Origin of the sequence: Streptomyces caeni, from assembly GCF_042678285.1 — a bacterium.
GTDB classification, from domain to species: Bacteria; Actinomycetota; Actinomycetes; order Streptomycetales; family Streptomycetaceae; genus Streptomyces; species Streptomyces caeni.
The window spans coordinates 27335-49908 of the sequence record NZ_JBHUDX010000105.1 but is presented as its reverse complement, the minus strand read 5'-3'; the positions used below and the strand labels follow the sequence as shown (position 1 = coordinate 49908).

The following is a 22574-nucleotide window of genomic DNA, read 5'->3' as shown; positions in this document are numbered from 1 at the left end:
GGCCGCCTGGCCGCCGACCGGGCCCGCGGCGTCGATCCCCGGCCCGTGGTGCCCCGTGCCCTTCCCGCCTCCGCCGCGGTCGGCCGCGACTTTCCCCAGCACACACTCGACGGCGCCACGGTCCGCGCGGCCCTGCTGGATCTCGTGGTCCGGCTCGGACGGCTGCTGCGCCACCGGGGCCAGGCGGCCCGCGGGCTGACGCTGACACTGCGGTTCGCCGGCGGCGCGCGCTGGGAGAAGACACGCCGCCTGGAGCGGCCCTCGGCGCACGACGACGATCTGCGCGTGCCGGCCTACCGGTTGATGGACGCGGCGGCCCTGCAGCGCGGCCGGCTCACCGGTATCGAGCTGAAGGGCGAGGACCTGGTCGACGCCGGCCAGGTCGCCGAACAGCTCAGCCTGGACCGCGCCCGCGAGGCCCGGCTGGCCGCCGAAGAGGTCAGCGACCGCATCAGCGACAGGTTCGGGCCCGGCGTGATCGGCCCGGCCGGTACGTTTTGCGACGTCTCCTGACCGGCGTCGTCCGCTGTGGTGGCCTCGTGCCCGGCGGCGCCGTGGGAGTCCTGCGAGCCGCGACGCGCCGGCCCACGCCCTTGCGGCTCACCCCGGCCGAACGCAGCCATTCCGTCTCGCCGGTTCCAGCGCCCCGCCCCCTGTCGGCGCCGTGCGGCGGGTGCGGCCGCACATCGCGCGGATGCTGCGGCGGCTGCGGGAGGCCGGCGCGATCGTCACCGACGCGGCCTATGGCATCGTCGCCTGGAACCCCCTGGCGCAGCTGCTGCCGGGCGGCGATCCCGGAGCCGGGACGGGCGAACCCGGCCCGCCGCCGCTTCCTCGGGCAGGGGCGTTCGTACGAGAGCTCCGGGCAGGGGCGTTCGTACGAGAGCTCCGGCGCCGAGGGGTTCGGGTGCATCGTGGCGGCGCGACTGCGCCGTGCCGCCGACCGCTACCTCCACGACGCCCTACTCGCCGCCCCGCTGGCCGACCCACGCCGGCAGCGGGGAGTTCCGCCGGATCCGGGAGACGCGACCGGTCCACGCTCCCGGGCGCCGCACCAAGACCCTCGACCGCCCCGTGGCGGGCGGGCTGCGGCTGAACCGCGACGTGCTGCTCGTACCCGAGGTACCCCAGGACGACCGGGAGGTCGTGCTGATGACGGCGGACCCCGGGTCGCCGTCCGCCCGGTCCCTGTGCCGCCTCGCCGCGCAGCGCGTCGCGATGTCGTGAAGCCGGCGGTGCGGATGTGACCCATGGGGCTCATGAGAAAGAAATCCCCTACCGGGAACCGGTCATCGGGTCAGGCCGTGGCCGCCGGGGATCAACCAGTGCTAGAAATGGGGCATGGCGGACCGTTTCGTCTGGTTTCGGAGCGTATCGCTGCGGTCACTGATCGGAAAGAGCCCGCGAAGCGTTGCCGGGCAGGTGTTCGTTCTGCAGGTGGCGCTGGTGGTGCTGCTCGTGGCGTGTGCCGTCATCGCCCTGGTGCTGCAGTCCGAGCGGGACACCGACGCCGAGGCCAAACGGCGCTCCATAGCCGTGGCGCAGACCTTCGCGCACTCCCCGGGCGTCGTGGCGGCGCTGCAGACCTCCGAGCCGTCGAAGATCCTCCAGCCGCTCACCGAGGCCGGGCGCAAGTCCGCGGGCGTCGACTTCATCGTGGTCATGGACACCAAGGGCATCCGCTACACCCACCCCCTGCCGAGCCGGATCGGCAAGCGGTTCGTGGGCACGATCGGCCCGTCCCTGCAGGGGAAGGTCTACACCGAGAGCGTGCACGGCCCTCTCGGCCCCGAAATGCAGGCAACGGTGCCCATCAGGAACAACGACGGCAAGATCGTGGCCCTGGTCTCCGCCGGGCTGAAGGTCAAGAACGTCACCAACCAGGTGGACCGGCAACTCCCCATCATCCTGGCCGCGGGGGCCGGCGCGCTCGTGGTCGCCACCGGCGGGACCGCACTGGTGGGCAGACGGCTGCGCCGGCAGACCCACAGCCTGGCCCCCGAAGAGATGACCCGCATGTACGAGCACCACGACGCGGTGCTCCACGCCGTACGTGAAGGCGTGCTCATCATCGGGGACGACGGGCGGCTGCTGCTGGCGAACGACGAGGCCAGGCGGCTGCTGGAGCTCCCGCCGGACGTCGAGGGGCGGCACGTGTGGGAGCTGTCGGACCTCGACCCCGAAACGGTGGCGCTGCTCGTGTCCGGACGCGAGGCCACGGACGAGGTGCACTTCGCCGGGGAGCGGCTGCTGGCGGTCAACCAGCGCCCCACGGACCGCGAGGGGGGCCCCAAGGGAACCGTGGTGACGCTGCGCGACTCCACCGAACTGCAGGCCGTGTCCGGCAGGGCGGAGGTCGCACGTGAGCGGCTCAAGCTGCTCTACGATGCCGGGCTGGGCGTCGGCACCACCCTCGATGTGATCCGCACCGCCGACGAACTGGCACAGGTCGCCGTCCCCCGATTCGCCGACTTCGTCACCGTGGACCTGGCCGACGCCGTGCTGCACGGCGAGGAGCCGCCCGGCGCGGCCACGGCCATGCGCCGCACCGCCGTGTACGGCGTCCGCGACGACCACCCGCTCTACGAACAGGGCCGGCTGATCCGCTTCCTGCCCTCCACGCCGCAGGCGCGCGGGTACGGAACCGGGAAGTCCGAGCTGGTGACCGACCTGTCGACCGCCACCGGCTGGCACGCACAGGACCCGGAGCGCACCAAGGCGATCCTCGAATACGGCATCCACTCGCTCATCGCCGCCCCGATCCGGGCCCGCGGCGTCGTCCTGGGCATGGCCAACTTCTACCGCTCCGAGCAGCACGACCCCTTCGACGAGGAGGAGCAGTCCCTGGCCGAGGAGCTGGTGGCCCGGGCCGCGGTCAGCATCGACAACGCCCGCCGCTACACCCGCGAGCACGCCCTGGCGGTGACCCTCCAGCGCAGCCTGCTGCCGCGGGCCCTGCCCGAGCAGAGCGCCCTCGACGTCGGCTACCGCTACATCCCCGCGCAGTCGGGCGTGAGCGGCGACTGGTTCGACGTGATCCCCCTGCCCGGGAGCCGGGTGGCGCTGGCCGTCGGCGACGTGGTCGGGCACGGTCTCCACGCCGCCGCCACCATGGGCCGGCTGCGGACGGCGGTGCACAACTTCTCCACGCTCGACCTGCCGCCCGACGAACTGCTGAGCCATCTCGACGACTTGGTCGGCCGGATCGACCAGGACGAGTCGACCACGGAGGGTGCCGCGGGTGTGGTGGGCGCCACCTGCCTGTACGCCATCTACGACCCCGTGACGCGCCGCTGCGCCATGGCACGCGCCGGCCATCTTGCGCCCGCGCTGGTGTCCCCCGAGGGGAGCGTCACCTTCCCCGACCTTCCGGCCGGGCCGCCGCTCGGCCTCGGCGGCATGCCGTTCCAGACGGCCGAGCTGGACCTCGCGGAGGGCACACAGCTCGTCCTGTACACCGACGGCCTCATCGAGGACCGCAGGCGCGACCTCGACGTGGGCATGGAACTGCTGCGCGACGCGCTCGCGGGCCATCCCGACCGGCCGCCCGAGGAGAGCTGCCAGGCCGTGGTGGAGGCGCTGCTGCCCGGGCGCCCCGCGGACGACGTCGCCCTGCTCATCGCCCGCACGCAGGGGCTGCCGCCCGAGCGGATCGCCGACTGGGACGTGCCGTTCGACCCGGCCGCCGTCGCGGGGATGCGCGTCGTCCTGTCCGAGAAGCTCGACGAGTGGGGCCTGTCGGAGCTCGGCTTCTGCATGGAACTCGTCCTGAGCGAGCTCATCACCAACGCCATCCGCTACGGCACCGAGCCGATCCACGTACGGCTGATCCACGACCGCACCCTGATCTGCGAGGTGTCCGACGGCAGCAGCACCTCACCGCATCTGCGCTACGCGGCGACGACCGACGAGGGGGGCCGCGGCCTGTTCCTGGTGTCGCAGATGACCGAGCGCTGGGGCACCCGCTACACCGCGCAGGGCAAGGTGATCTGGGCCGAGCAGGCGCTCCCGGAGGCCGCCGGGAAGCCCGCCCTGGCGCCCTCGTGGACGGACGCGGCCCTGCTGGGCGTCCACGGAGCCGGGCCGCAGGCACCGGCGTGACCCGGCAACGGGGAGGCGTCCGGGCCCTGGAACCGCCCGCCCACCGCTGCGGTCGGCGAATGTCCGTGCGCGGTGCGTCACTTGACGCCGTACCCGGCGTAGGTTGCGGTCCGTGCCGTAGGAGCGTTACCTGGAAGTACCGGCGGTGAAGCGAGCGCACCCGGGGCCACGGCCCACAGACCGACGGCCCGCGTTTCCCCCGTGCGTCCCCCGGTGGCGGCCCGGCCGTCGCCGCCGGCATCCGGCGCTCGACGCGGAGGTGACCCAGGTGAAAGCCGTCGTCTACGAAAAGCCCTTCGACGTGGCCGTGAGGGACGTCGAAGACCCGCGGATCCAGCATCCCAACGATGTGCTGGTGCGGGTCACGTCGACCGCGATCTGCGGATCGGACCTGCACATGTACGAGGGCCGCACGGCAGCCGAGTCGGGCATCGTCTTCGGCCACGAGAACCTCGGCATAGTCGAGGAGGTCGGGCCCGGCGTGACCTCCCTGGCCCAGGGGGACCGGGTCGTGATGCCCTTCAACGTCGCGTGCGGATTCTGCAAGAACTGCCTCGCCGGGAAGACCGGATTCTGCCTGACGGTCAATCCCGGCTTCGCCGGCGGAGCCTACGGATACGTGGCGATGGGACCGTTCACCGGCGGTCAGGCGGAGCGGCTGCGCGTACCCTACGCCGACTTCAACTGCCTGAAGCTGCCGCCAGGTGACGAGTTCGAGACCGACTTCGTCCTGCTCGCCGACATCTTCCCGACGGGCTACCACGGATGCGAACTCGCCCAGGTGTCCCCGGGCGAGAGCGTGGCCGTCTTCGGCGCCGGACCGGTGGGGCTGATGGCCGCCTACTCGGCGCTGCTGCGCGGCGCCTCGAAGGTGTTCGTCGTCGACCGGGTGCCGGAACGGCTCGCCAAGGCGCGGGAGATCGGTGCCGTTTCCGTCGACTTCACCGCGGGCGACCCCGCCGAGCAGATCAAGGAGCAGACGGGCGGGGAGGGCACCGACAAGGGTGTGGACGCCGTCGGCTACCAGGCCCAGGCGCACGACGCGAGCCACGAGGAACCCGCCGTCGTCCTCAACGCGCTCGTCGAGACGGTGCGGCCGACCGGCATGCTCGGCGTCCCGGGCCTGTACGTGCCCGCCGACCCGGGCGGCCCCGACGAGCACGCAAAGCACGGCCAACTCCTGGTCTCCATCGGCCGGATGTTCGAGAAGGGGCAGCAGATGGGCACCGGCCAGTGCAACGTCAAGCGGTACAACCGCCAGCTGCGCGACCTGATCATCGCCGGCCGTGCCAGGCCCAGTTTCGTGGTCTCCCACGAACTGCCGCTGGAACAGGCGCCGCAGGCGTACGAGAAGTTCGACAAGCGCGTCGAGGGCTACACCAAGGTGGTGCTGCACCCCGGTCACGCACTCGCGGCATGACGGACGGGTCCGGGCGCGCCCGCGCCCGGCCCGGGGAGGTGCCGGCGGACGCCTGACGTGTCCGCCGGCACCTCCCTTGGGATCATGGCCGGATGCGCGGACCGAGCGTGCTGGGACCGTGCGGGGCCCGGCCCGGGCCCGGGCGCCCCGCCAGCGGTTTCCTCCGGTCATCCGGCACTGCGCCGAGGGGCCTCAGACGGCGGTCACCACCAGCGCCGCCTGGTCGTCGCGGGAGGTGTCGTGCGTGAAGGCGGCGACCGACGTGGTGACGGATTCGAGCAGATTGACGGCACCGGGAGCGGGGACGGCGGTGAGGGCGTCGGTGAGCCGTTCCTCGCCGAACTGCTCGCCCTGCGGGGAGCGGGCCTCGGTGATGCCGTCCGTGACCAGGACCAGGCTGTCGCCTGGGCGCAGGTCGACGCGCGCGGGCGAGCCCACGCTCTCGCAGCCGATGCCCAGCAGCAGGCCCGGCGGCACGAGCCGTTCCACGCTGCGGTCGGCGCGGCGCACGAGCGGAGGCACATGGCCCGCGCGCATCAGGCTCACGGCCAGACCGCAGGGGCTGCGGCGCAGTTCGCCGTAGACGAGAGAGACGAAGAGGTCCCGGTCGGCGGTGTGCTCCTCCAGGGCGTCGTTGATCGCGGCGACCACGGACACCGGGTCCTCCACCAGCCGGGCGACGGCACGCGCCGTGTGGCGGACCATGCCGGTCGTGGTGGCGGCCACCGCGCCGTGACCGCACACGTCGCCGATCATGACGGCCCAGCGGTCGCCGGGCAGCGGGAAGACGTCGTAGAAGTCGCCGCCGACACCGAGCCCCTCGCCGGCCGGATGGTAGGACGCAGCCAGAGCCGCACCCGGCACCTGGGGCAGCTGCGGCGGCAGCAGGCCGGCCTGGAGGTCATGGGCGAGCCGGACCCGGTAGGTGAACTGGCGTGCGTTGTCGGCGTTCAAGGCCGCCCTGCCGGCGAGTTCTTCGGCCAGGGCGACGGCATGGCCGTCCGGGTCGCGGTCGATGCCCAGCAGGGCCAGCACGCCGAAGGTGCAGCTGCGGGCCGTCAGCGGCACGCACAGGTAACCGGTGCCGCGCCCGCCGGGTACCGCCCCGGGGGAGGAGCCGAGGCGCCCGGTCTCCGTCATGCCGGAGGCAAGCACACGGGCGACCGCGCGATCCGCCTCGTCGTACCACCTCGATGCCACCAGCAGATCCTCGTCCGCCGAGGTCGCGGCCGCGAAGGCGATCCGCGCGCAGCGGCCGCGCTCCTCCACGTAGACGGCGCACAGCGGTGCCAGTTCGGGGACGGTCAGCTGGGCCAGGCGCCGCAGACTGTCGGCGTAGTGCTGCTCGCGCGCGATGGCGGTGCTCGCGTCCAGGACGAAGGCCAGGTCCTCACGGGCGGCGTTCTCGCGCTCGCGCGCGGCGCGGCCGGCCGCCAGGGACTCATGGCGCTCGATGGCCAGTGCCGCGATGCGGGTGAAGGCGGATCCGAGCGCGAGGTCCTTCGGGGTGGGGGTCTTCGGGGTGCGGTGGTACATGGCGAACGTGCCCAGCAGCCGGCCGCCCGTGCCCAGGATCGGGGTGGACCAGCAGGCTGCCAGTCCGGCGCGCTTCGCCATCGCGCGGTAGTCCTCCCACAACGGGTCGGTGGCGATGTCGGGGGTGAACACCGGCGCACGGCGGTGCGCCGCCGTGCCGCAGGCCCCCGCGCCCTCGGCGATCGGGATGCCGTCGATCGCCGCGTTGTAGAAGGCGGGCAGACCGGGGCCGGCGCCGTGCCGCAGCCGCCGCTGTCCGGGGTCGGTGAGCAGCACCGAGACGATCATCTCGGGGGAGAGGTCCCCGATGGCCTTGGCCATGCCGCTGAGGATCTCCTGGAGCGGGGCCTCACGCACGATCTGTTCCAGCAGAGCGCGCTGCTCCGCGGCCAGCAGTTGGGTGTCGTGGTGGGCGGTGGTGTCGACGGCGATCAGCACCACACCGTCGATCCGGCCCGTCGCGCTCCGCCGGGGTTCGCACGTCAGGTCGAAGAACCTCTCCTGTGCCCCTGCGGCCTTTCCCGGGAGCAGCCGGCTGTCCCGGGCGCGATGAGGAATCCCGGTGCGGTACACCTCTCCCAGATGTGCGAGCAGGCCCTGGTGCGCGAGGCCCGGTACCAGGTCCGCGATCGGTACACCGGTCTTCGTCCGGCCGCTGCCGACGAGGGCGAAGAAGGCCGGATTCGCTGCTTCCACCACATGCTGGGGGCCGCCCAGCGAAGCGAAGATCACCGGGGCGGGTCCGAACAGCTCCGCCTCCGCGCGCCACCGGGGTGAGAGGGCCGTCGCACCGGCCGGACCTGACCTGGGGCCTACGGGCATCACAGACCGCCTCCCTCCCACGGTCTTACCTTCACTGTCCCACGTCTTGGAGCATTAAAGGATGCTTTGAGTAGTTTATTCCGATATTAGGTGCACATGGATCCATTAGGTGCGCATGGATCCGTGTCCGTGCGCCAGGCTCCTGAACGGACGAACGGGGCCACGTGGTTGAACCGAGTCCTGCACCCCCGGCCGGTCAGGCGGCCCGGGACGGATCCACCGTGCCACGCAGCACCGGGGCGCTGCGCAGCCGCACGAAGGTGACCACCAGGGCCAGGGTCTGCAGCACCGCGCACCCTCCGATCGCCGCGGCCGGGTACGGCGCCGGTGTGACGGCGATGACGAAGCCGGCGAGGGGGAAGGGCGGCAGCAGGAGCAGGAGGGTCAGGGACAGGGGCGTGCCGAAGGCCGCGGGCGGAATGACCGGGGAGCGCACGGTCCGCAGGGCGATGGTGAGCCCCCCGTCGCCGTCCGTGAACAGAGCCACCAGGACCGTGTAGGCGGGACGGGCGGACATGGAGCCGATCCGTCGTTTCGAGTTCGTGCTGGGTGCCGCGCTGTTCACCGTCGTGGTGAACCTGCGGGCCGTCAAGCGGTCCCTCGGTCCGGGCGTCGGAATGACCCTGGTCGACCAGATCCACCTGTACACGCTGGTGTACGTACTGGTCGGGGTGGCGACGACCACATACGGCTGGCGAGTCTCCATCCACCCCCAGGGAGAGCTCCGGGCCCGGCGGTTCAACCGCCGGGTGGCGCTCGTGGCCAGCCTCGCCTACGCGGCCGCGCTCGCGGCCGCCATCGCATCGGCACTGTCCGGATGAACAGGGAGAGCGCAGCGCGGCCGCGCCCGTCAACGCGCTGACGCAGGGCGGGCCGGGGCCCCGGCTCAGCTCCGGTGGCGGACCCCGAAGCGGACGGAGCCGGCGGTCATCTTCTGCAGCAGGGCGATCAGGGTCTCCCGCTCGTCCTCGCTGAGGGTGCCCGCCCACTCCTGCTCCCGCGCGTTGTGGGCGCGGAAGGCGCGGGTGATGGCCTCGTGGCCCTGTTCGGTCAGGCTGAGGTGAACCGCGCGGCCGTCGAGCGGGGAGCGCTCCTTCACCACCAGCCCGTCCCGGCCGAGGGTGGCCACGAGGGCCGAGACCGCCGCGCGGCTCATCCCGGACAGCTCCGCGACCTGTTTCGCCTCCAGCGGGCCGGTCAGCCAGATGACGAAGAGGACGCGGAAGCCGGGCCAGGACCAGCCGCGCGGCCGGTGCACGGTGGACTCCAGATCGTAGACCAGCATGTTCGCCGCGCGGTGCAGCGTGAGCACCAGTCGCATCGCCAGCGGGTCGATGCCTGGCAGTTCCCGCGCGGTGCGCGCGATCGCGTGGTCGACGAACGACCAGAAATCCAACTGGTCGCTGTCGCTGTCGGACGGTTCCGGGGTCACGCCTGAAGTGTAGGCAGGGCTTCGGGCCCGGACTCAGGGGCGGGTGTCTTCTCCCGCGGCCGGCGCGTCAGCACGAACAGGCAGACCAGGCTGAAGGAGGCGATGAGCACCAGGTAGAGGGTGATGGGCCAGCTTTGGCCGTTGATGCCGTAGAGCGCGGTGGCGACGGTGGGCGCGATGCCGCCGCCGAGGACGGCGCCGAGCTGGTAGCCCAGCGAACTGCCGCTGTAGCGGAGCTTGGCCGGGAAGAGTTCGGAGAAGAGGGCGGCCTGCGGCCCGTAGGTGAAGCCGAGCATGACGGCCATCACCAGGAAGGCGAGCACGACGACCGGTACGGAGGCGCTGTCCAGCAGCGGGAAGAAGACCGCGGCGGCGGCGACCAGTCCGAGGGAGCCCGCGAGGAACACCGGGCGGCGGCCGAGCCGGTCGGAGAGCACCGCGGCTCCGGCGATGGTGACCAGCCAGGCGGCGGCGCCGACGAGGATGACGGCCAGCATGGTGTTGCGGCTCAGCCCGAGCACCTTGGTGCCGTAGGCCAGGGTGTAGGCCATGAAGATGTAGCCGATCGCGTTGTTCGCGACGAACGTCCCGCCCGCGAGCAGTACGTCCCGCCACTGGTGGCGCAGCACCTCGGCGATCGGCAGCCGGGCCGGGCGCTCGTCCGAGGCGTCCCGCTTCACCGCGGCGAACTCCGGGCTCTCCTCGATCCTGGCCCGGATCACCAGGCCCACCAGGATGAGCAGTGCGCTGGCCAGGAAGGGGATGCGCCAGCCCCAGTCGGTGAAGGCGGCGGTCCCCAGCCCCTGCGAGGTGGTCAGGAAGACGATGTTGGCCAGGATGAGACCGCCGGGCACGCCCATCTGGGGGAAGCTGCCGTAGAAGCCGCGCCGGCCGTCGGGCGCGTGCTCCACCGCCATGAGGACGGCGCCGCCCCACTCCCCGCCCACGCCGAGGCCCTGCACGAAGCGCAGCACCACCAGCAGCACGGGTGCCCACACGCCGATGGCGGAGTAGGTGGGCAGCAGGCCGATGCCGGTGGTGGCAAGGCCCATCACGGCCAGCGAGAGCACCAGCATCGACTTGCGGCCGATGCGGTCGCCGAAGTGACCCATGACGATGCCGCCCAGCGGACGGGCTGCGAAGCCGACGGAGTAGGTGGCGAAGGAGGCGAGGGTTCCTGCCGCGGGCGAGAACTGCGGGAAGAACTGCGGGCCGAAGACCAGGGCCGCGGCCATGCCGTAGATGAAGTAGTCGTACCACTCCACGGCAGTGCCGACGAAGCTGCCGACGAGAACTCGCCGTGCGCTCGTTCTTGCAGGTGGGGACACGTTCGTGCGGGTCATGAGGGGAACTCCCGGAGCAGAGATCGACACATCGGGGAAGCGAGCCGTCCGCCCACGGTTCGACCGGCGGTACAGGGTCCCCGCCCGGGTACTCCCTGCCGCGAGATCACAAGCTAAGTGAGCCACGCCACGGTGACAAGGCTCTGGCGCCGGTCATGACGGGGGGGTTCCCAAGACCGGGACGCCGGGGTACCGTCCGCGTTTAATCAAAGCTTTGATCAGTTCTGCGGTGGCTCTCCTCTGCCACGGCCGCAGGACGCGGCTCTCCCGGCCCGCCCGCCGGGAGAGCCGTCCCTTCCCGACACCCCGCTGACCAGGCAGGTGAGTCCCGCCATGCCCGCTGCACCCCTCCCGGCCCGGCCCCGCACGGCCGAGCCGGATCCCGGCGCCCTGCGCGCCTGCATGTCCCGCTTTCCCACCGGCGTCACCGTGGTGACCTTCGACGACGACGGCGCACCACGCGGCGCCACCATGAACTCCTTCACCTCGGTGTCCGCGGATCCGCCGTTGGTGCTGGTCAGCGTGGCCCGCGGGGCCCGCTGCCACCGCCGGCTGACCGGCCGCCCCTTCTGCGTCAACATCCTCGGCGCGGAGCAGGAACCGCTGGCCCGGCTGTTCGCCGGGGCCGGCGGACCGGCCGAGCCGCGCTGGGCGGCCGGGGCGCGGGTGCCCCGGCTCGCCAACCCGCTCGCCTGGGTTCAGTGCGCGCCCTGGCGCTCCTACGCGGCCGGGGACCACACCCTCGTCCTCGGCCGCGTCACCGACCTCGGCCACCGTGACGGCGACGCCCTCACCTACGCCTGGAGCCGTTTCGGCACCGCGGTGGAGGCCACCGAGGGCGTCGAACACCTCATCTGAACCGGCCCCGCACCCGCCCTTCGACCGTTCCGCCCGATTTTGCCCGTAAGGAAGACCAGCATGGCCGCACGCACCGGCGAAGAGTTCCTCGACCGCCTCTCCCGATCCCGTCCCACGGTGCACATCCAGGGGCAAACGCTCACCGGCTCCGTCCAGGACCACCCCGCCTTCCGCAACGTGGTCCGCAGCTACGCGGAGCTGTACGACCTCCAGCACGCCCCGGAGCACAAGGACGTGCTCACCTACCCCTCACCCACCTCCGGGGAGCCCGTCGCCACCTCCTTCCTCACTCCCCGCACCCCCGAGGACCTGGTCAGACGGCGCCGGGCGTTCAAGGTCTGGGCCGACCACAGCATGGGCATGCTCGGCCGCACCGGTGACTACCTCAACAGCTCGCTGATGGCGCTCGCCTCCGCTGCGGACTGGTTCGCCCAGGCCGATCCCGCCTTCGGCGAGAACATCCGCCGCTACTACGAGAAGGTCCGCGAAGAGGACCTGCTGTGCACCCACACCCTGATCCCCCCGCAGGCCAACCGCGCGGTCGCGGGCACCCGGCAGGGCGACGGACGGCTGGCCGCCCGCATCGTCCGCGAGGACGACAACGGCGTGGTGGTCCGCGGCGCCCGGATGCTCGCCACCATCGCCCCGTTCGCCGACGAGATGCTGGTCTTCCCCTCCACCGTGCTGCGCGGCACCCCCGAGGACAAGCCGTACTCGTACGCGTTCGCCGTCCCCAACGATGCCAAGGGACTGCGCTACATCGCCCGGGAACCACTGGACCACGACCGGCCGCGCCACGACCACCCGCTGGGCTCCCGCTTCGAGGAGAGCGACGCCGTGGTCGTCTTCGACGACGTCCACGTCCCCTACGAGCGCTGCTTCGTGCTGGGCGAGCCGGAGCTGTGCAACGGCTTCTACGCCCAGACCTCCTCCGTGGTGCACATGTCCCATCAGGTGGTCACCCGCACCACCGCCAAGACCGAGTACATCCTCGGTCTGGTGTCGCTGCTCACCGAAGCCATCGGCATCGAGCAGTTCCAGCACGTCCAGCAGGACATCGCCGAGGTCATCACCACCCTGGAGACCCTGCGCGCCTTCCTCCGCGCCGCCGAGGCCGACGCCGAGATCAACGAATACGGGGTGCTCACCCCCGCCTTCGCCCCGCTCAACGCGGCCCGCAACCTCTACCCCCGGCTCTACCAGCGCTTCCCGGAGATCCTGCGGAAGTTCGGCGCCTCCGGCCTGATGGCCACCCCGACCCAGGCCGATGTGACCGGCCCCGCCGCCGGTGACATCGAGGCGTACCTGCAGTCCGCCTCCCTCAGCGGCGCGGACCGCGTGAAGCTGTTCCGGCTGGTGTGGGACACCTGCATCTCCGCGTTCTCCGGCCGCCAGGCGCTGTACGAGTACTACTTCTTCGGCGACCCGGTGCGCATGGCCGGCGCCTATGTCCAGGGCTACGACCGCGAACCGTACAAGGCCCGGGTCCGGGCGTTCCTCGACCGCGCCTGAGCAGGTGGGACGTCATGCCGCACCCGCTCGGGACCACCCCCTCGAAGATCATCGCCGTTCATGTCAACTACCCCAGCCGGGCACGGGAGCGCGGCCGGGTTCCCGCGGCCCCCTCCTACTTCCTCAAACCCCCCTCCTCCCTCGCGGGCACCGGGGAGGCGATCGTCCGCCCGCGTGGTTGCGAACTCCTCGCCTTCGAAGGGGAGATCGCCCTGGTCATCGGCGAGCGGGCGCGGCGGGTCCGCCCCGAGGACGGCTGGCGCCACGTCCGCTGGGTGACCGCCGCCAACGACGCCGGCGTGTACGACCTGCGCCACGCCGACCGCGGCTCGAACCTGCGGTCCAAGGGTGCGGACGGGTTCACTCCCATCGGGCCGCGGCTGCTTCAAGCGCGTGAGCTCGACCCGGCACGGCTGCGGCTGCGCACCTGGGTCAACGGCGAACTCGTGCAGGACGACACCAGCGACACCCTGCTGTTCCCGTTCGCCGAACTCGTCGCCGACCTGTCCCGGCTCCTGACCCTGGAGCCGGGGGACGTGATCCTCACCGGTACCCCGGCCGGGGCATCGGTCGCCTCACCCGGTGATGTGGTCGAGGTCGAGATCACCGCGGACGGCCGTACCACGGGGCGGCTGCGCAACCCGGTCTCGGAGGCCGGCCACGACCTGGAGCCCTGGGGCGCCATGCCGCACACCGGCCCGGCCGAGCGTGCCGCCGCCCTGGGCCCCGCCCACCGGGCCGTACCCGAACTCGATCCCGTCACCGCGCAGGGCCTGCGGTCGGTGGCCGTCGCCACCCTCAGCGCACAGCTGCGCCGACGCGGCCTGCCGCACATGAGCCTGGACGGTCTGCGGCCCACCCGGCCCGGGGACACCATGGTCGGCGTCGCTCACACCCTGCGCTACCTGCCCCTGCGCGAAGACCTGTTCGAGCGCTACGGGACGGGAATGAACGCGCAGAAGCGCGCGGTGGAGGAGCTCCGCCCCGGCCAGGTCCTGGTGATGGACGCGCGCCGCGACACCAGCGCCGGCACCCTCGGCGACATCCTCGCGCTGCGCGCCCTGCAGCGCGGCGCGGCCGGGGTGGTCACCGACGGAGGACTGCGCGACAGCGCCGCCGTCGCCGGACTCCCGCTGCCCGTCTACCACGGCGGCGAACACCCGTCCGTACTCGGCCGCCGCCACGTGCCCTGGGACACCGGGGTGCCGATCGCCTGCGGCGGCGCCCTGGTCCAGCCGGGGGACCTGCTGGTCGGCGACGCCGACGGCGTGGTGGTCGTCCCGCCCGGCCTGGCCGGGGAACTCGTCGCCGACTGCCGGGAGCAGGAGGCGCAGGAGCGGTTCATCACCGAGCAGGTGCGGGCCGGCCACGGCATCGACGGCCTCTATCCGCTCGGTCCGGCCTGGCAGCGCCGGTACGAGCAGTGGCGCACGCAGCACACCCCAGAAGGAGACTCCGCATGAAGTTCCGCAGCGACCCCGGGGCCGTCCGCGGATCCATCGCCCCCCTCGTCACCCCCTTCACCGACGACGGCTCCGTCGACCACGCCTCCCTGCGCTCCCTGATCCGCTTCCAGCTCGACTCCGGATCCCACGGCATCTCCCTGGGCGGCTCCACGGGAGAGCCCGCGGCGCAGACCGCCGCCGAGCGGATCGCGGCGATGCGCACCGCGGCCGAGGAGATCGCCGACCGGGTGCCCTTCCTGCCCGGCACCGGCTCGCACAAGCTCGACGAGACCCTGGAGATCACGGACGCCGCACGGGCCCTGGGCGCGGACGCCGCCCTCGTCATCACCCCCTACTACGCGCGGCCCACCCAGGAAGGGCTCTACCGGTGGTACGCCACCGTGGCCCGGGAGTTCCCCGACCTGCCGCTGGTCATCTACAACGTGCCCTCGCGCACCGCCGTCGACGTGGCGCCGGAGACGGTGCGGCGGCTGTTCACCGACTTCGAGAACATCGTCGGGATCAAGGAGACCACCAAGGACTTCGAACACTTCTCCCGGGTCCTGCACCTCTGCGGCCGCTCACTGCTCGTCTGGTCCGGCATCGAACTGCTGTGCCTGCCGCTGCTGGCGCTCGGCGGTGCCGGATTCGTCAGCGCGGTCGCCAACCTCGCCCCGGGGGCGGTGGCCCGGATGTACGACCTGTGGGAGGACGGCGCGTTCGACGCCGCCCGTGACCTGCACTACCGGTTGCACCCCCTGGTCGACCTGCTCTTCACCGAGACCAACCCCGCTCCCGCCAAGTGGGTGCTCCACCAGCAGGGCCGTATCGCCTCCCCCCATGTGCGCCCGCCGCTGGCTTTGCCCACCCCCGCCGGGACGGCCCGCATCCGTTCCCTGCTCGCCGAGGGCGGCGACCTCACCCGGCAGCTCCGAGAGGCCACACCATGACCGAGCACACCCCGGCGGGACTGCCGGACACCATCCTCCACTGGATCGGTGGCGCATCCGTCCCCAGCCATGACGGACGCACCTTCGAGGTGGCCGACCCCGTCTCCAACACCCCCTACGCGCGGGCGGCCGCCGGCGGCCCCGCCGACATCGATCGGGCCGTGGCCGCCGCACGGGCCGCCTTCCCCGGCTGGTCGGAGCTCTCCGGCCGGGAACGCGCCCGCACCCTCTACCGGATCGCCGACGCCGTCGAGGACCGTCACGAGCTGCTGGCGCGCTTCGAGTCGTACGACACCGGACTGCCCATCACCCAGGCCCGGGGGCAGGCCCGGCGGGCCGCCGAGAACTTCCGGTACTTCGCGGACGTCGTCGTGGCCCTCGGCGAGGAGGCGTTCCGCCAGGGACACGAGCAGTTCAGCTATGTGGTGCGCACCGCCGCGGGCGTGGCCGGGCTGATCACCCCGTGGAACACCCCGTTCATGCTGGAGAGCTGGAAGCTCGCCCCGGCCCTGGCCGCAGGCTGCACCGTCGTCCTCAAACCGGCCGAGTGGACCCCGCTGTCGGCGAGCCTGTGGCCGGAGATCCTCACCGCGGCGGGTGTGCCCGACGGTGCCGTCAACATCGTGCACGGCATCGGCGAAGAGGCCGGACAGGCGCTCGTCGACCACCCTGCGGTGCCGCTGCTCTCCTTCACCGGCTCCACCACCACCGGCCGGCACATCGCGGGCAGCTCCGCCCGGCACCTCAAGACCCTGTCGATGGAGCTGGGCGGCAAGTCCCCGGTCGTCGTCTTCGCCGACGCCGACCTCGACGCGGCCCTCGACTCCGTCGTCTTCGGCGTCTTCTCGCTCAACGGCGAGCGCTGCACGGCCGGTTCCCGGGTCCTGGTGGAGCGCCCGCGCTACGCCGAGTTCACCCGCCGCCTCGCCGAACGGGCCGAGCGGGTCCGGGTCGGACCGCCCTTTGACCCCGGCACCGAGGTCGGCGCCCTGGTCCACCCCGAGCACTACGCCCGGGTGCTCGGTTACGTGGACCTGGGGAAGCAGGAGGCACGCCTGGTCGCGGGCGGCACCCGCCCCGCGCACCTGGACACCGGCAACTACCTCCAGCCGACCGTCTTCGCCGACACCCCGCGAGACGCCCGGATCTTCCAGGAGGAGATCTTCGGTCCCGTCGTGGCCGTCGCGCCGTTCGACGACGAGGGCGAGGCGGTGGAGCTCGCCAACGCCACCGAGTACGGCCTGGCGGCCTACGTCTGGACCTCCGACCTCAAGCGCGGACACCGGGTGGCGCACGCTGTCGAGTCCGGCATGGTCTGGATCAACTCGCACAACGTACGTGATCTGCGCACGCCCTTCGGCGGCGTCAAGGCGTCCGGGCTCGGCCGCGAGGGCGGAGCCCACAGCATCGACTTCTACACCGAATCCAAGATCGTGCACGTCGCCCTGGGCGACGTGCACACCCCGCGCTTCGGAGGTACCGCATGACCACCGCACCCCCTGACGCTCCCGACGTCGTCCGCTCCGCCTATGCCCAGCTCGCCGTCACCGACCTGGACCGGTCCCGCTGGTTCTGGGTGGACATGCTCGGCCTGCACGTCCAGTACGAGGACGAGGACACGCTCTACCTGCGCGGCACCGACGAACTCACCCACCACAGCCTGGTGCTGCGCCGCGGGGACACCGCCGGGCTCGACCACATCGCCTACCGGGTCCGCACCCCGCAGGACGTGGACCGGGCGGAGGCGTTCTTCACCGCGCTGGGGCGGCCGGTGCGCCGCGTCCCGGCCGGTGCGGGAGTCCGGGGCATCGGCGACGCCGTCCGGGTCGTCGACCCGCTCGGGTTCCCGGTCGAGTTCTTCCACCACACCGAGCGCGCCGCCCGCCTCATCCAGCGCTACGACCTCCGGCGCGGCGCCGAGGTCGCCCGCCTGGACCACTTCAACCTCTGCACCCCGGACATCCCGGCCGCCTACCGGCACTACCGGTCGCTGGGGTTCGGCTGTTCCGAGACCATCGAGGGCGAGGGGCGGGAACTGTACGCGGCCTGGATGTACCGCAAGCAGACCGTGCACGACGTGGCCTTCACCGGCGGCGCGGGTCCCCGGCTGCACCACCTCGGGGTCGCCACTCACGAATCCCACCAGGTGCTGCGCACCGCCGACCTCTTCGGCGCGCTCCGCAAGGAGCACCACATCGAGCGCGGTCCCGGCCGGCACGGTGTCTCCAACGCCTTCTACCTCTATCTGCGCGACCCCGACGGGCACCGGGTGGAGATCTACACCTCCGACTACTACACCGGCGACCCGGACCACGAGACCCACCGCTGGAGTGTGCGGGACGACCGGCGCCGCGACTTCTGGGGCAACGCGGTCATCGAGTCCTGGTACAAGGAGGCGTCCCCGGTCCTGGACCTGGACGGCAGGCCGCAGCCGCTGTCGGAGTCCCTGCTCGACGAGTCCGCCGTGCGGGTCGGCGCCGACGGACTGGGGTGACCCCCGCCACCGTCCCGGCCCCGGCCCACCGCCGGGGCGAGCATCGCCCCGGCCCCGTGCTCTTCGAACGCCTCCCGGGGCAGGAGAGCGCCGGGCGGCCGGGTCATGGCGAACCCATGCTGGATATTCGCGAGAGGAAAATCCGGTTAATAGGTCTGCAAATCGGTCGCTAGATCGGTGTAATCGGCACCTATGCCGGACCGTGGAAAGACCTAGCGTCCGGGATGTACGCGGGCTGTACCCGCCTCAGAAAGGAAACCAGGCACCCATGTCCGTCCCGGATACCGGCGTAGCGCCGAAAGCAGACCCCGACGCCCTCAGCACCTTCCCCGACCCCGGCCGGCAGGCCCTCGGCGACCTCCCCCTGCCTGTCGAGGAGCTGCCCGACTCGGAAGCGTCACCGGACATGGTCTGCCGCCGTGTGCGGGACGAACTGATGCTCGACGGCAACGCACGCCTCAACCTCGCCACCTTCGTCACGACGTGGATGGAGCCGCAGGCACGGCAGCTCATGGCCGAGACGGCGGAGAAGAATCTCGCGGACCGCGCCGAGTATCCCCAGATCACCGCGATGGAGGAGCGGTGCGTGCGGATGCTGGCCCGGCTCTGGCACGCGCCGTACCCCGAACGGGTGCGCGGCTGCTCCACCACCGGGTCCAGCGAGGCCGCCATGCTCGGCGGCCTCGCGCTCAAGCGCCGCTGGCAGGCCCGTCGCCGCTCCCAGGGCAGGGACACCGCACGCCCGAACCTCGTGATGGGCGCGAACGTCCAGGTGTGCTGGAAGAAGTTCGCCAACTACTTCGAGGTGGAACCCCGTTGCGTCCCGATGGAACCGGGCCGGTATCACCTCACCCCCGACACGCTGACCGCCTACTGCGACGACAACACCATCGGTGTCGTCGCCGTCCTCGGGTCGACGTTCGACGGCTCCTACGAGCCCGTCGCCGACATCTGCATGGCCCTGGACGGCTACCAGGCCGCCACCGGAACCGACATCCCCGTGCACGTCGACGGCGCCTCCGGAGCCCTGGTGGCCCCCTTCCTCGACCCCGGCCTCATGTGGGACTTCCAACTCGAACGCGTCGCCTCCATCAACACCTCCGGACACAAGTACGGTCATGTCTTCCCCGGTCTCGGCTGGGCCCTGTGGCGCGACGCCGAAGCCCTCCCCGACGACCTGGTCTTCGAGGTCGACTACCTCGGTGGCAAGTCCCCGACCTTCACCCTCAACTTCTCGCGTCCCGGAGCCCATGTCGTCGCCCAGTACTACAGCTTCCTGCGCTACGGCTTCCCGGGCATGCGGCGCCTGGCGTCGCAGTGCCGCACGACGGCCCGCGCGCTCGCCGCGCAGATCCGCAGCATGCCGTCCTACGAGCTGATCACCGACGGCTCCGAGCTTCCGGCCTTCGCCTTCCGCGTCACGCCGGGCACACCGGGCCTCAGCGTGTTCGACGTGTCCCAGGCCATGCGGGCACGAGGCTGGCACCTGCCCGCCTACACCTTCCCGGCTCCTTGCCAGGACATCTCCGTCCTGCGCCTGGTCGTACGGACCGGCTTCACCGCCGAACTCGCCCGGCTCTTCATCGCCGACCTGACCGAGGTCACCAGGCGTCTCCAGGCCCGTAGCCCGCGCGTTCTCGCGCCGCTTCTGCGGCCCTCCACCGCGACCGAGCCCGGGGGCTGACCTCGCCGCTGTCCCGGGCCGGGGCGTGGCATCGCGCATCGCGTCGGCCGTCAGACCGCCGCGCTGCCCCGGCAGTGCCGGAGGCGCGGCCCAGCCTCCCGCTGCCGCGGCCGCGTTCTCCGTCACGCGGTGACGATGTTCCTGCCGCAGCGGCAGCGGGGCCTGCGCGACGGTTGCGATCGTGGGATCGTCGACCCCCGCTTCCGCGAGCGAGGCGGCCAGATGCCGTACGACCCGGCCGGAGGCGTCATCAGTGATCGACGGGTACTCGCGCGCCGTGCGCATCGTACGGCCGGAGTAGGGGCGCGTCGCCCCGAGCGCCCGCCCGGCGAACGCCGCCGGTGCCGCTTGAGCGGCTCGAGGTCGACTCCGGTGAAGCACGGCCGCAGCCCGGGGCCGCCGAGCGCCTTCTCGTGGAAGGCGTCGACGACCGCGCCGATCGCGGGTTCCCCGCCGAGTCGCTCGAACAGGCTCGGGGAGCCGGGCTGGGACGGCGTGGTGGGGACGGTGCCGGTCATGCCGCCGGTGTCCGGCCCGGTCCTTGCCGGTTCGTCGGCACGGGGTTTGCGAGCGGTCGGATCCCGCCCATTCGCCCCGCACCCCCTGGAAACGTTCCGTAACGCTGCGCCTACACGGCAGCCGTCGGTGTCCCGCCGCTGGGCCGGGGAGCGGCCGGGGCGGGGACGGCGACGAGGCCGAGCGCGCCCAGGTGGGCCCGGTGCCGGTGGAAGACCCGCCGCATGTGCAGCACCCGGCGCCGGGCGGCCGGGTCCCGCAGGGCCCGGCCGATGATGCCCAGGGCTCCCTCGGCTCCTTCGTCGGCGACGAGCCGCCGCGTCTCGAGAAGGGCCATCGGCACCGTCTTGCGGGCGACGACGGTGAATCCCCCGGCGGCCAGCAGATCGCTCCAGCCGGCCGGGGTGAGGGGACGAGCGTCGATGTGCATGGCCTCGCACAGGTCCGTCGTGATCCTCTCGGCGTGCGCCGGGTCCAGCCCGTCGGGCAGCAGGCACAGTTCGTGGACGGCGTACCGGCCCGAGGAGCCGGCGAGGAGCCGGCGCGCCTCCCGCACGATCCGCCGCTTGGCGGGGTCGGGCTGCATCGTCAGCATCGCCTCCCCGTACACCACGGTGGCGCAGCCGTCGGGCAGACCGGTGCTGGCGGCGTCCGCGCGCACCGCCCTGACCTCGGTCGTGCCGGGTGCCGTCAGTGCGCCCAGCGCGGCCACGGCCGCGGCATCGCGGTCGACGGCGGTGTAGGCGGCGGGGGCGCGGGCGAGCGTCAGACGGGCGGTGGCTCCCAGCCCCGCGGCCAGTTCCACCACCCGGTCGTCCGGTCCCACACTCAGCTGGTCGAGCATCCAGCGCGTCAGGCGGATGCCTCCCGGGCGCAGGACCCGTTTGCCCAGGCGTGCCAGGGTCCGGTGGCCGGGCAGACGGGCGGCGGCCGGGCCTCCGCCGGGCGGGCGGCTGGGCCGGGGCGGCCGTCCGCGATCGGTGCCAGCCATGCTCGTGCCTCCCTCACCCTCGGCCCCCGCGCTCACCGGGGCCGCGCAGGCAAGGCTAATTTCATTGTTTGCCCGTGTATGGGGCCGAACGTCCCCATCGAAGGGACCACCGGTCCGGCCTCGGACGCCGGACCGGTCGCCGGCACGCCGCCGGGTCCGTCCCGCAGCGCCCGGTGATCCGGCGGAACCCGGCGGAAGGAGGGACCAACGGCCCCGGGGTGAGGGCCAGTCGGCCGTGGGGCCGGATGCCGGGCGCGGTGCAGGCTGGCGGTGATCGAACCGGAGGTAGCGCATGTACGACCGCACCGAGCGCCGGCCCGGCCCTGTCCGTCCCGGGCCGAGACCGGCGCGGCGTTCGGTCCGTACCCCCCGGTGCGGTCATCGTCCGGCCGCCTCGCACGTCTGCCCTGACTCCCGGGCGGCCGGACGTACGGCACGCCGTCCGGCACCCCCACCCTGACCTCCGAGCGGTTGCGGGCCGTCGACGGGGCCGTAGCGGTCGGGCTCTCGCTGAGCCTGGACGGCTCGACCGCCGCACTGCACGACGGGTTCCGCGGCGTGCCCGGCGTGTTCCGCCGGACCCTCGGCGCCTGGGACGCCGCGCGCGAGCCGGGCATGGAGGTCCAGATCGACACCACGGTCACCCGGCACAACCTCCACGACCTGCCGGACATCGCCCGCCTCGTCCATGATCACGGGGCGATGCCGTGGAGCGCCTTCTTCCTCGTACCGACCGGGCGCGGCAAGGTGCTGGTGCTCGGGGCGCTGACGGCCGGCGAGACCGAGGACGTCCTGAACGTCGTGTACGACGTCGGTCTGACCGCGCCCGCCGAGACCACCGGGGCCCACCACTTCCGCCGTGTCGCGCTGCAGCGGCGGATACTCGCGGACCGGGGCGAGGAGCACGAGAAGGCGCTCCGGCTCGGCCCGCTGTACCGGCGGTTGCGCGACCGGATGGGTGAACCGGGCCTCGCCACGGGGCGACGGAGCGTCCGCCGGCCGCCGCTCGACATCGACGCGGGCCGGGGCTTCGTCTTCGTCTCCCGCGAAGGGCGCCCGCACGGGCAGCCGGCCGGCGCCTCGACGGGCCCGGCCGGCCCTCGCGTACGGACGCGTGACCGTGCGTCAGCGCCGGAAGACGTCCTTGCCCTTCTCCTTGGCCTGGCGCGCGTCGCCCTTCGACTTCTCGGCCTGCCCCTCGGCCGTCAGGCGCTCATTGCCCACCGCGCGACCGACTGTCTCCTTCGCCTTCCCCTTGGCCTGTTCCTTCTTCGCCTTGGCCTTCTCATCTCGTGCCACCGCTGCTCACTCCAAGCGACCCTCGACTCTGGTGTCACAGACCGAGTGACCCTGAGCCGGCCTCGTAAACGGTGAGGCCGTGGACCCTGCCGGCCCCCGGCCGCCGGGGCGGCCCCGGCCGACGACTATGACAGTTGTCATGAAGATGTGCTATGACAGCGGTCATGACGG

Annotated in this window: 18 protein-coding genes and 1 pseudogene; 13 read left to right on the top strand and 6 right to left on the bottom strand. The window is 72.4% G+C overall.

Translation table 11 applies throughout. The features are described from left to right. The 5 genes and pseudogenes from ACFSL4_RS32880 to ACFSL4_RS32860 all read left to right on the top strand — a co-directional run. Positions 1 to 513 (top strand): DinB/UmuC family translesion DNA polymerase (locus ACFSL4_RS32880; RefSeq protein WP_465269772.1); only part of this gene is annotated, 513 nt, incomplete at its 5' end. A gap of 181 nt (positions 514 to 694) precedes the next feature. After that, a pseudogene (locus ACFSL4_RS32875) lies at positions 695 to 742 on the top strand (hypothetical protein); the annotation flags it as partial. Positions 743 to 933: 191 nt separating this feature from the next. Beyond that, complete coding sequence (locus ACFSL4_RS32870; protein ID WP_381091145.1) at positions 934 to 1227, top strand: MmyB family transcriptional regulator; 294 nt, start codon at positions 934 to 936, stop codon at positions 1225 to 1227. Positions 1228 to 1341: 114 nt separating this feature from the next. Beyond that, positions 1342 to 4101 (top strand): SpoIIE family protein phosphatase, encoded by a 2760-nt coding sequence (locus ACFSL4_RS32865; protein ID WP_381091143.1) that lies wholly within the window; start codon positions 1342 to 1344, stop codon positions 4099 to 4101. 268 nt (positions 4102 to 4369) lie between these two features. Then, on the top strand, positions 4370 to 5521 hold the full coding sequence (locus tag ACFSL4_RS32860) for a glutathione-independent formaldehyde dehydrogenase (RefSeq protein WP_381091142.1): 1152 nt from the start codon (positions 4370 to 4372) through the stop codon (positions 5519 to 5521). 192 nt (positions 5522 to 5713) lie between these two features. On the opposite strand, the gene ACFSL4_RS32855 is transcribed toward ACFSL4_RS32860, so the two are convergent. Both ACFSL4_RS32855 and ACFSL4_RS32850 read right to left on the bottom strand, forming a co-directional pair. Next, complete coding sequence (locus ACFSL4_RS32855; protein ID WP_381091140.1) at positions 5714 to 7879, bottom strand: SpoIIE family protein phosphatase; 2166 nt, start codon at positions 7877 to 7879, stop codon at positions 5714 to 5716. A gap of 196 nt (positions 7880 to 8075) precedes the next feature. Continuing rightward, a complete protein-coding gene (locus tag ACFSL4_RS32850; RefSeq protein WP_381091138.1) occupies positions 8076 to 8396 on the bottom strand; it encodes a hypothetical protein in 321 nt (106 codons plus the stop codon). Here ACFSL4_RS32850 and ACFSL4_RS32845 point away from each other — a divergent pair. Continuing rightward, positions 8395 to 8700 carry a hypothetical protein gene (locus tag ACFSL4_RS32845; RefSeq protein WP_381091136.1) on the top strand — a complete coding sequence of 102 codons (306 nt, stop codon included), beginning with the start codon at positions 8395 to 8397 and terminating at the stop codon, positions 8698 to 8700. The genes ACFSL4_RS32850 and ACFSL4_RS32845 overlap by 2 nt on opposite strands. A 65-nt stretch (positions 8701 to 8765) precedes the next feature. Here ACFSL4_RS32845 and ACFSL4_RS32840 read toward each other — a convergent pair whose 3' ends face one another. Then, positions 8766 to 9311, bottom strand: coding sequence for a MarR family winged helix-turn-helix transcriptional regulator (locus ACFSL4_RS32840; protein ID WP_381091134.1), 546 nt, complete (start codon positions 9309 to 9311; stop codon positions 8766 to 8768). Then, positions 9308 to 10654 (bottom strand): MFS transporter, encoded by a 1347-nt coding sequence (locus tag ACFSL4_RS32835; protein ID WP_381091132.1) that lies wholly within the window; start codon positions 10652 to 10654, stop codon positions 9308 to 9310. Before ACFSL4_RS32835 ends, ACFSL4_RS32840 begins: the two co-directional genes overlap by 4 nt. Before the next feature lie 333 nt (positions 10655 to 10987). Between ACFSL4_RS32835 and ACFSL4_RS32830 the strand changes: the two genes are divergently transcribed. The 7 genes from ACFSL4_RS32830 to ACFSL4_RS32800 all read left to right on the top strand — a co-directional run bounded on the left by ACFSL4_RS32830 (position 10988) and on the right by ACFSL4_RS32800 (position 19597). Further along, positions 10988 to 11512 (top strand): flavin reductase family protein, encoded by a 525-nt coding sequence (locus ACFSL4_RS32830; protein ID WP_381091130.1) that lies wholly within the window; start codon positions 10988 to 10990, stop codon positions 11510 to 11512. Between the two features lie 60 nt (positions 11513 to 11572). Next, a complete protein-coding gene (gene hpaB / locus ACFSL4_RS32825; RefSeq protein WP_381091128.1) occupies positions 11573 to 13024 on the top strand; it encodes a 4-hydroxyphenylacetate 3-monooxygenase, oxygenase component in 1452 nt (483 codons plus the stop codon). 14 nt (positions 13025 to 13038) lie between these two features. Beyond that, entirely contained in the window at positions 13039 to 14487 is a 1449-nt protein-coding gene (locus ACFSL4_RS32820; RefSeq protein ID WP_381091126.1) for a fumarylacetoacetate hydrolase family protein, read from the top strand. Continuing rightward, on the top strand, positions 14484 to 15419 hold the full coding sequence (gene dapA, locus ACFSL4_RS32815) for a 4-hydroxy-tetrahydrodipicolinate synthase (protein ID WP_381091124.1): 936 nt from the start codon (positions 14484 to 14486) through the stop codon (positions 15417 to 15419). Before ACFSL4_RS32820 ends, dapA begins: the two co-directional genes overlap by 4 nt. Then, a complete protein-coding gene (gene hpaE / locus ACFSL4_RS32810; RefSeq protein ID WP_381091122.1) occupies positions 15416 to 16906 on the top strand; it encodes a 5-carboxymethyl-2-hydroxymuconate semialdehyde dehydrogenase in 1491 nt (496 codons plus the stop codon). The genes dapA and hpaE overlap by 4 nt, the downstream gene beginning before the upstream one ends. Then, the gene (gene hpaD, locus ACFSL4_RS32805) at positions 16903 to 17913 is read left to right on the top strand and encodes a 3,4-dihydroxyphenylacetate 2,3-dioxygenase (protein ID WP_381091121.1); all 1011 of its coding nucleotides are present in this window, start codon (positions 16903 to 16905) and stop codon (positions 17911 to 17913) included. Before hpaE ends, hpaD begins: the two co-directional genes overlap by 4 nt. A 268-nt stretch (positions 17914 to 18181) precedes the next feature. Further along, complete coding sequence (locus ACFSL4_RS32800) at positions 18182 to 19597, top strand: glutamate decarboxylase (RefSeq protein ID WP_381091119.1); 1416 nt, start codon at positions 18182 to 18184, stop codon at positions 19595 to 19597. Positions 19598 to 20225: 628 nt separating this feature from the next. On the opposite strand, the gene ACFSL4_RS32795 is transcribed toward ACFSL4_RS32800, so the two are convergent. Next, on the bottom strand, positions 20226 to 21104 hold the full coding sequence (locus tag ACFSL4_RS32795) for a methyltransferase domain-containing protein (RefSeq protein ID WP_381091117.1): 879 nt from the start codon (positions 21102 to 21104) through the stop codon (positions 20226 to 20228). A 1125-nt stretch (positions 21105 to 22229) separates the two neighbouring features. Beyond that, positions 22230 to 22403, bottom strand: a complete 174-nt coding sequence (locus ACFSL4_RS32790; protein WP_381091115.1) for a CsbD family protein — start codon at positions 22401 to 22403, stop codon at positions 22230 to 22232. Positions 22404 to 22574: the final 171 nt, after the last annotated feature.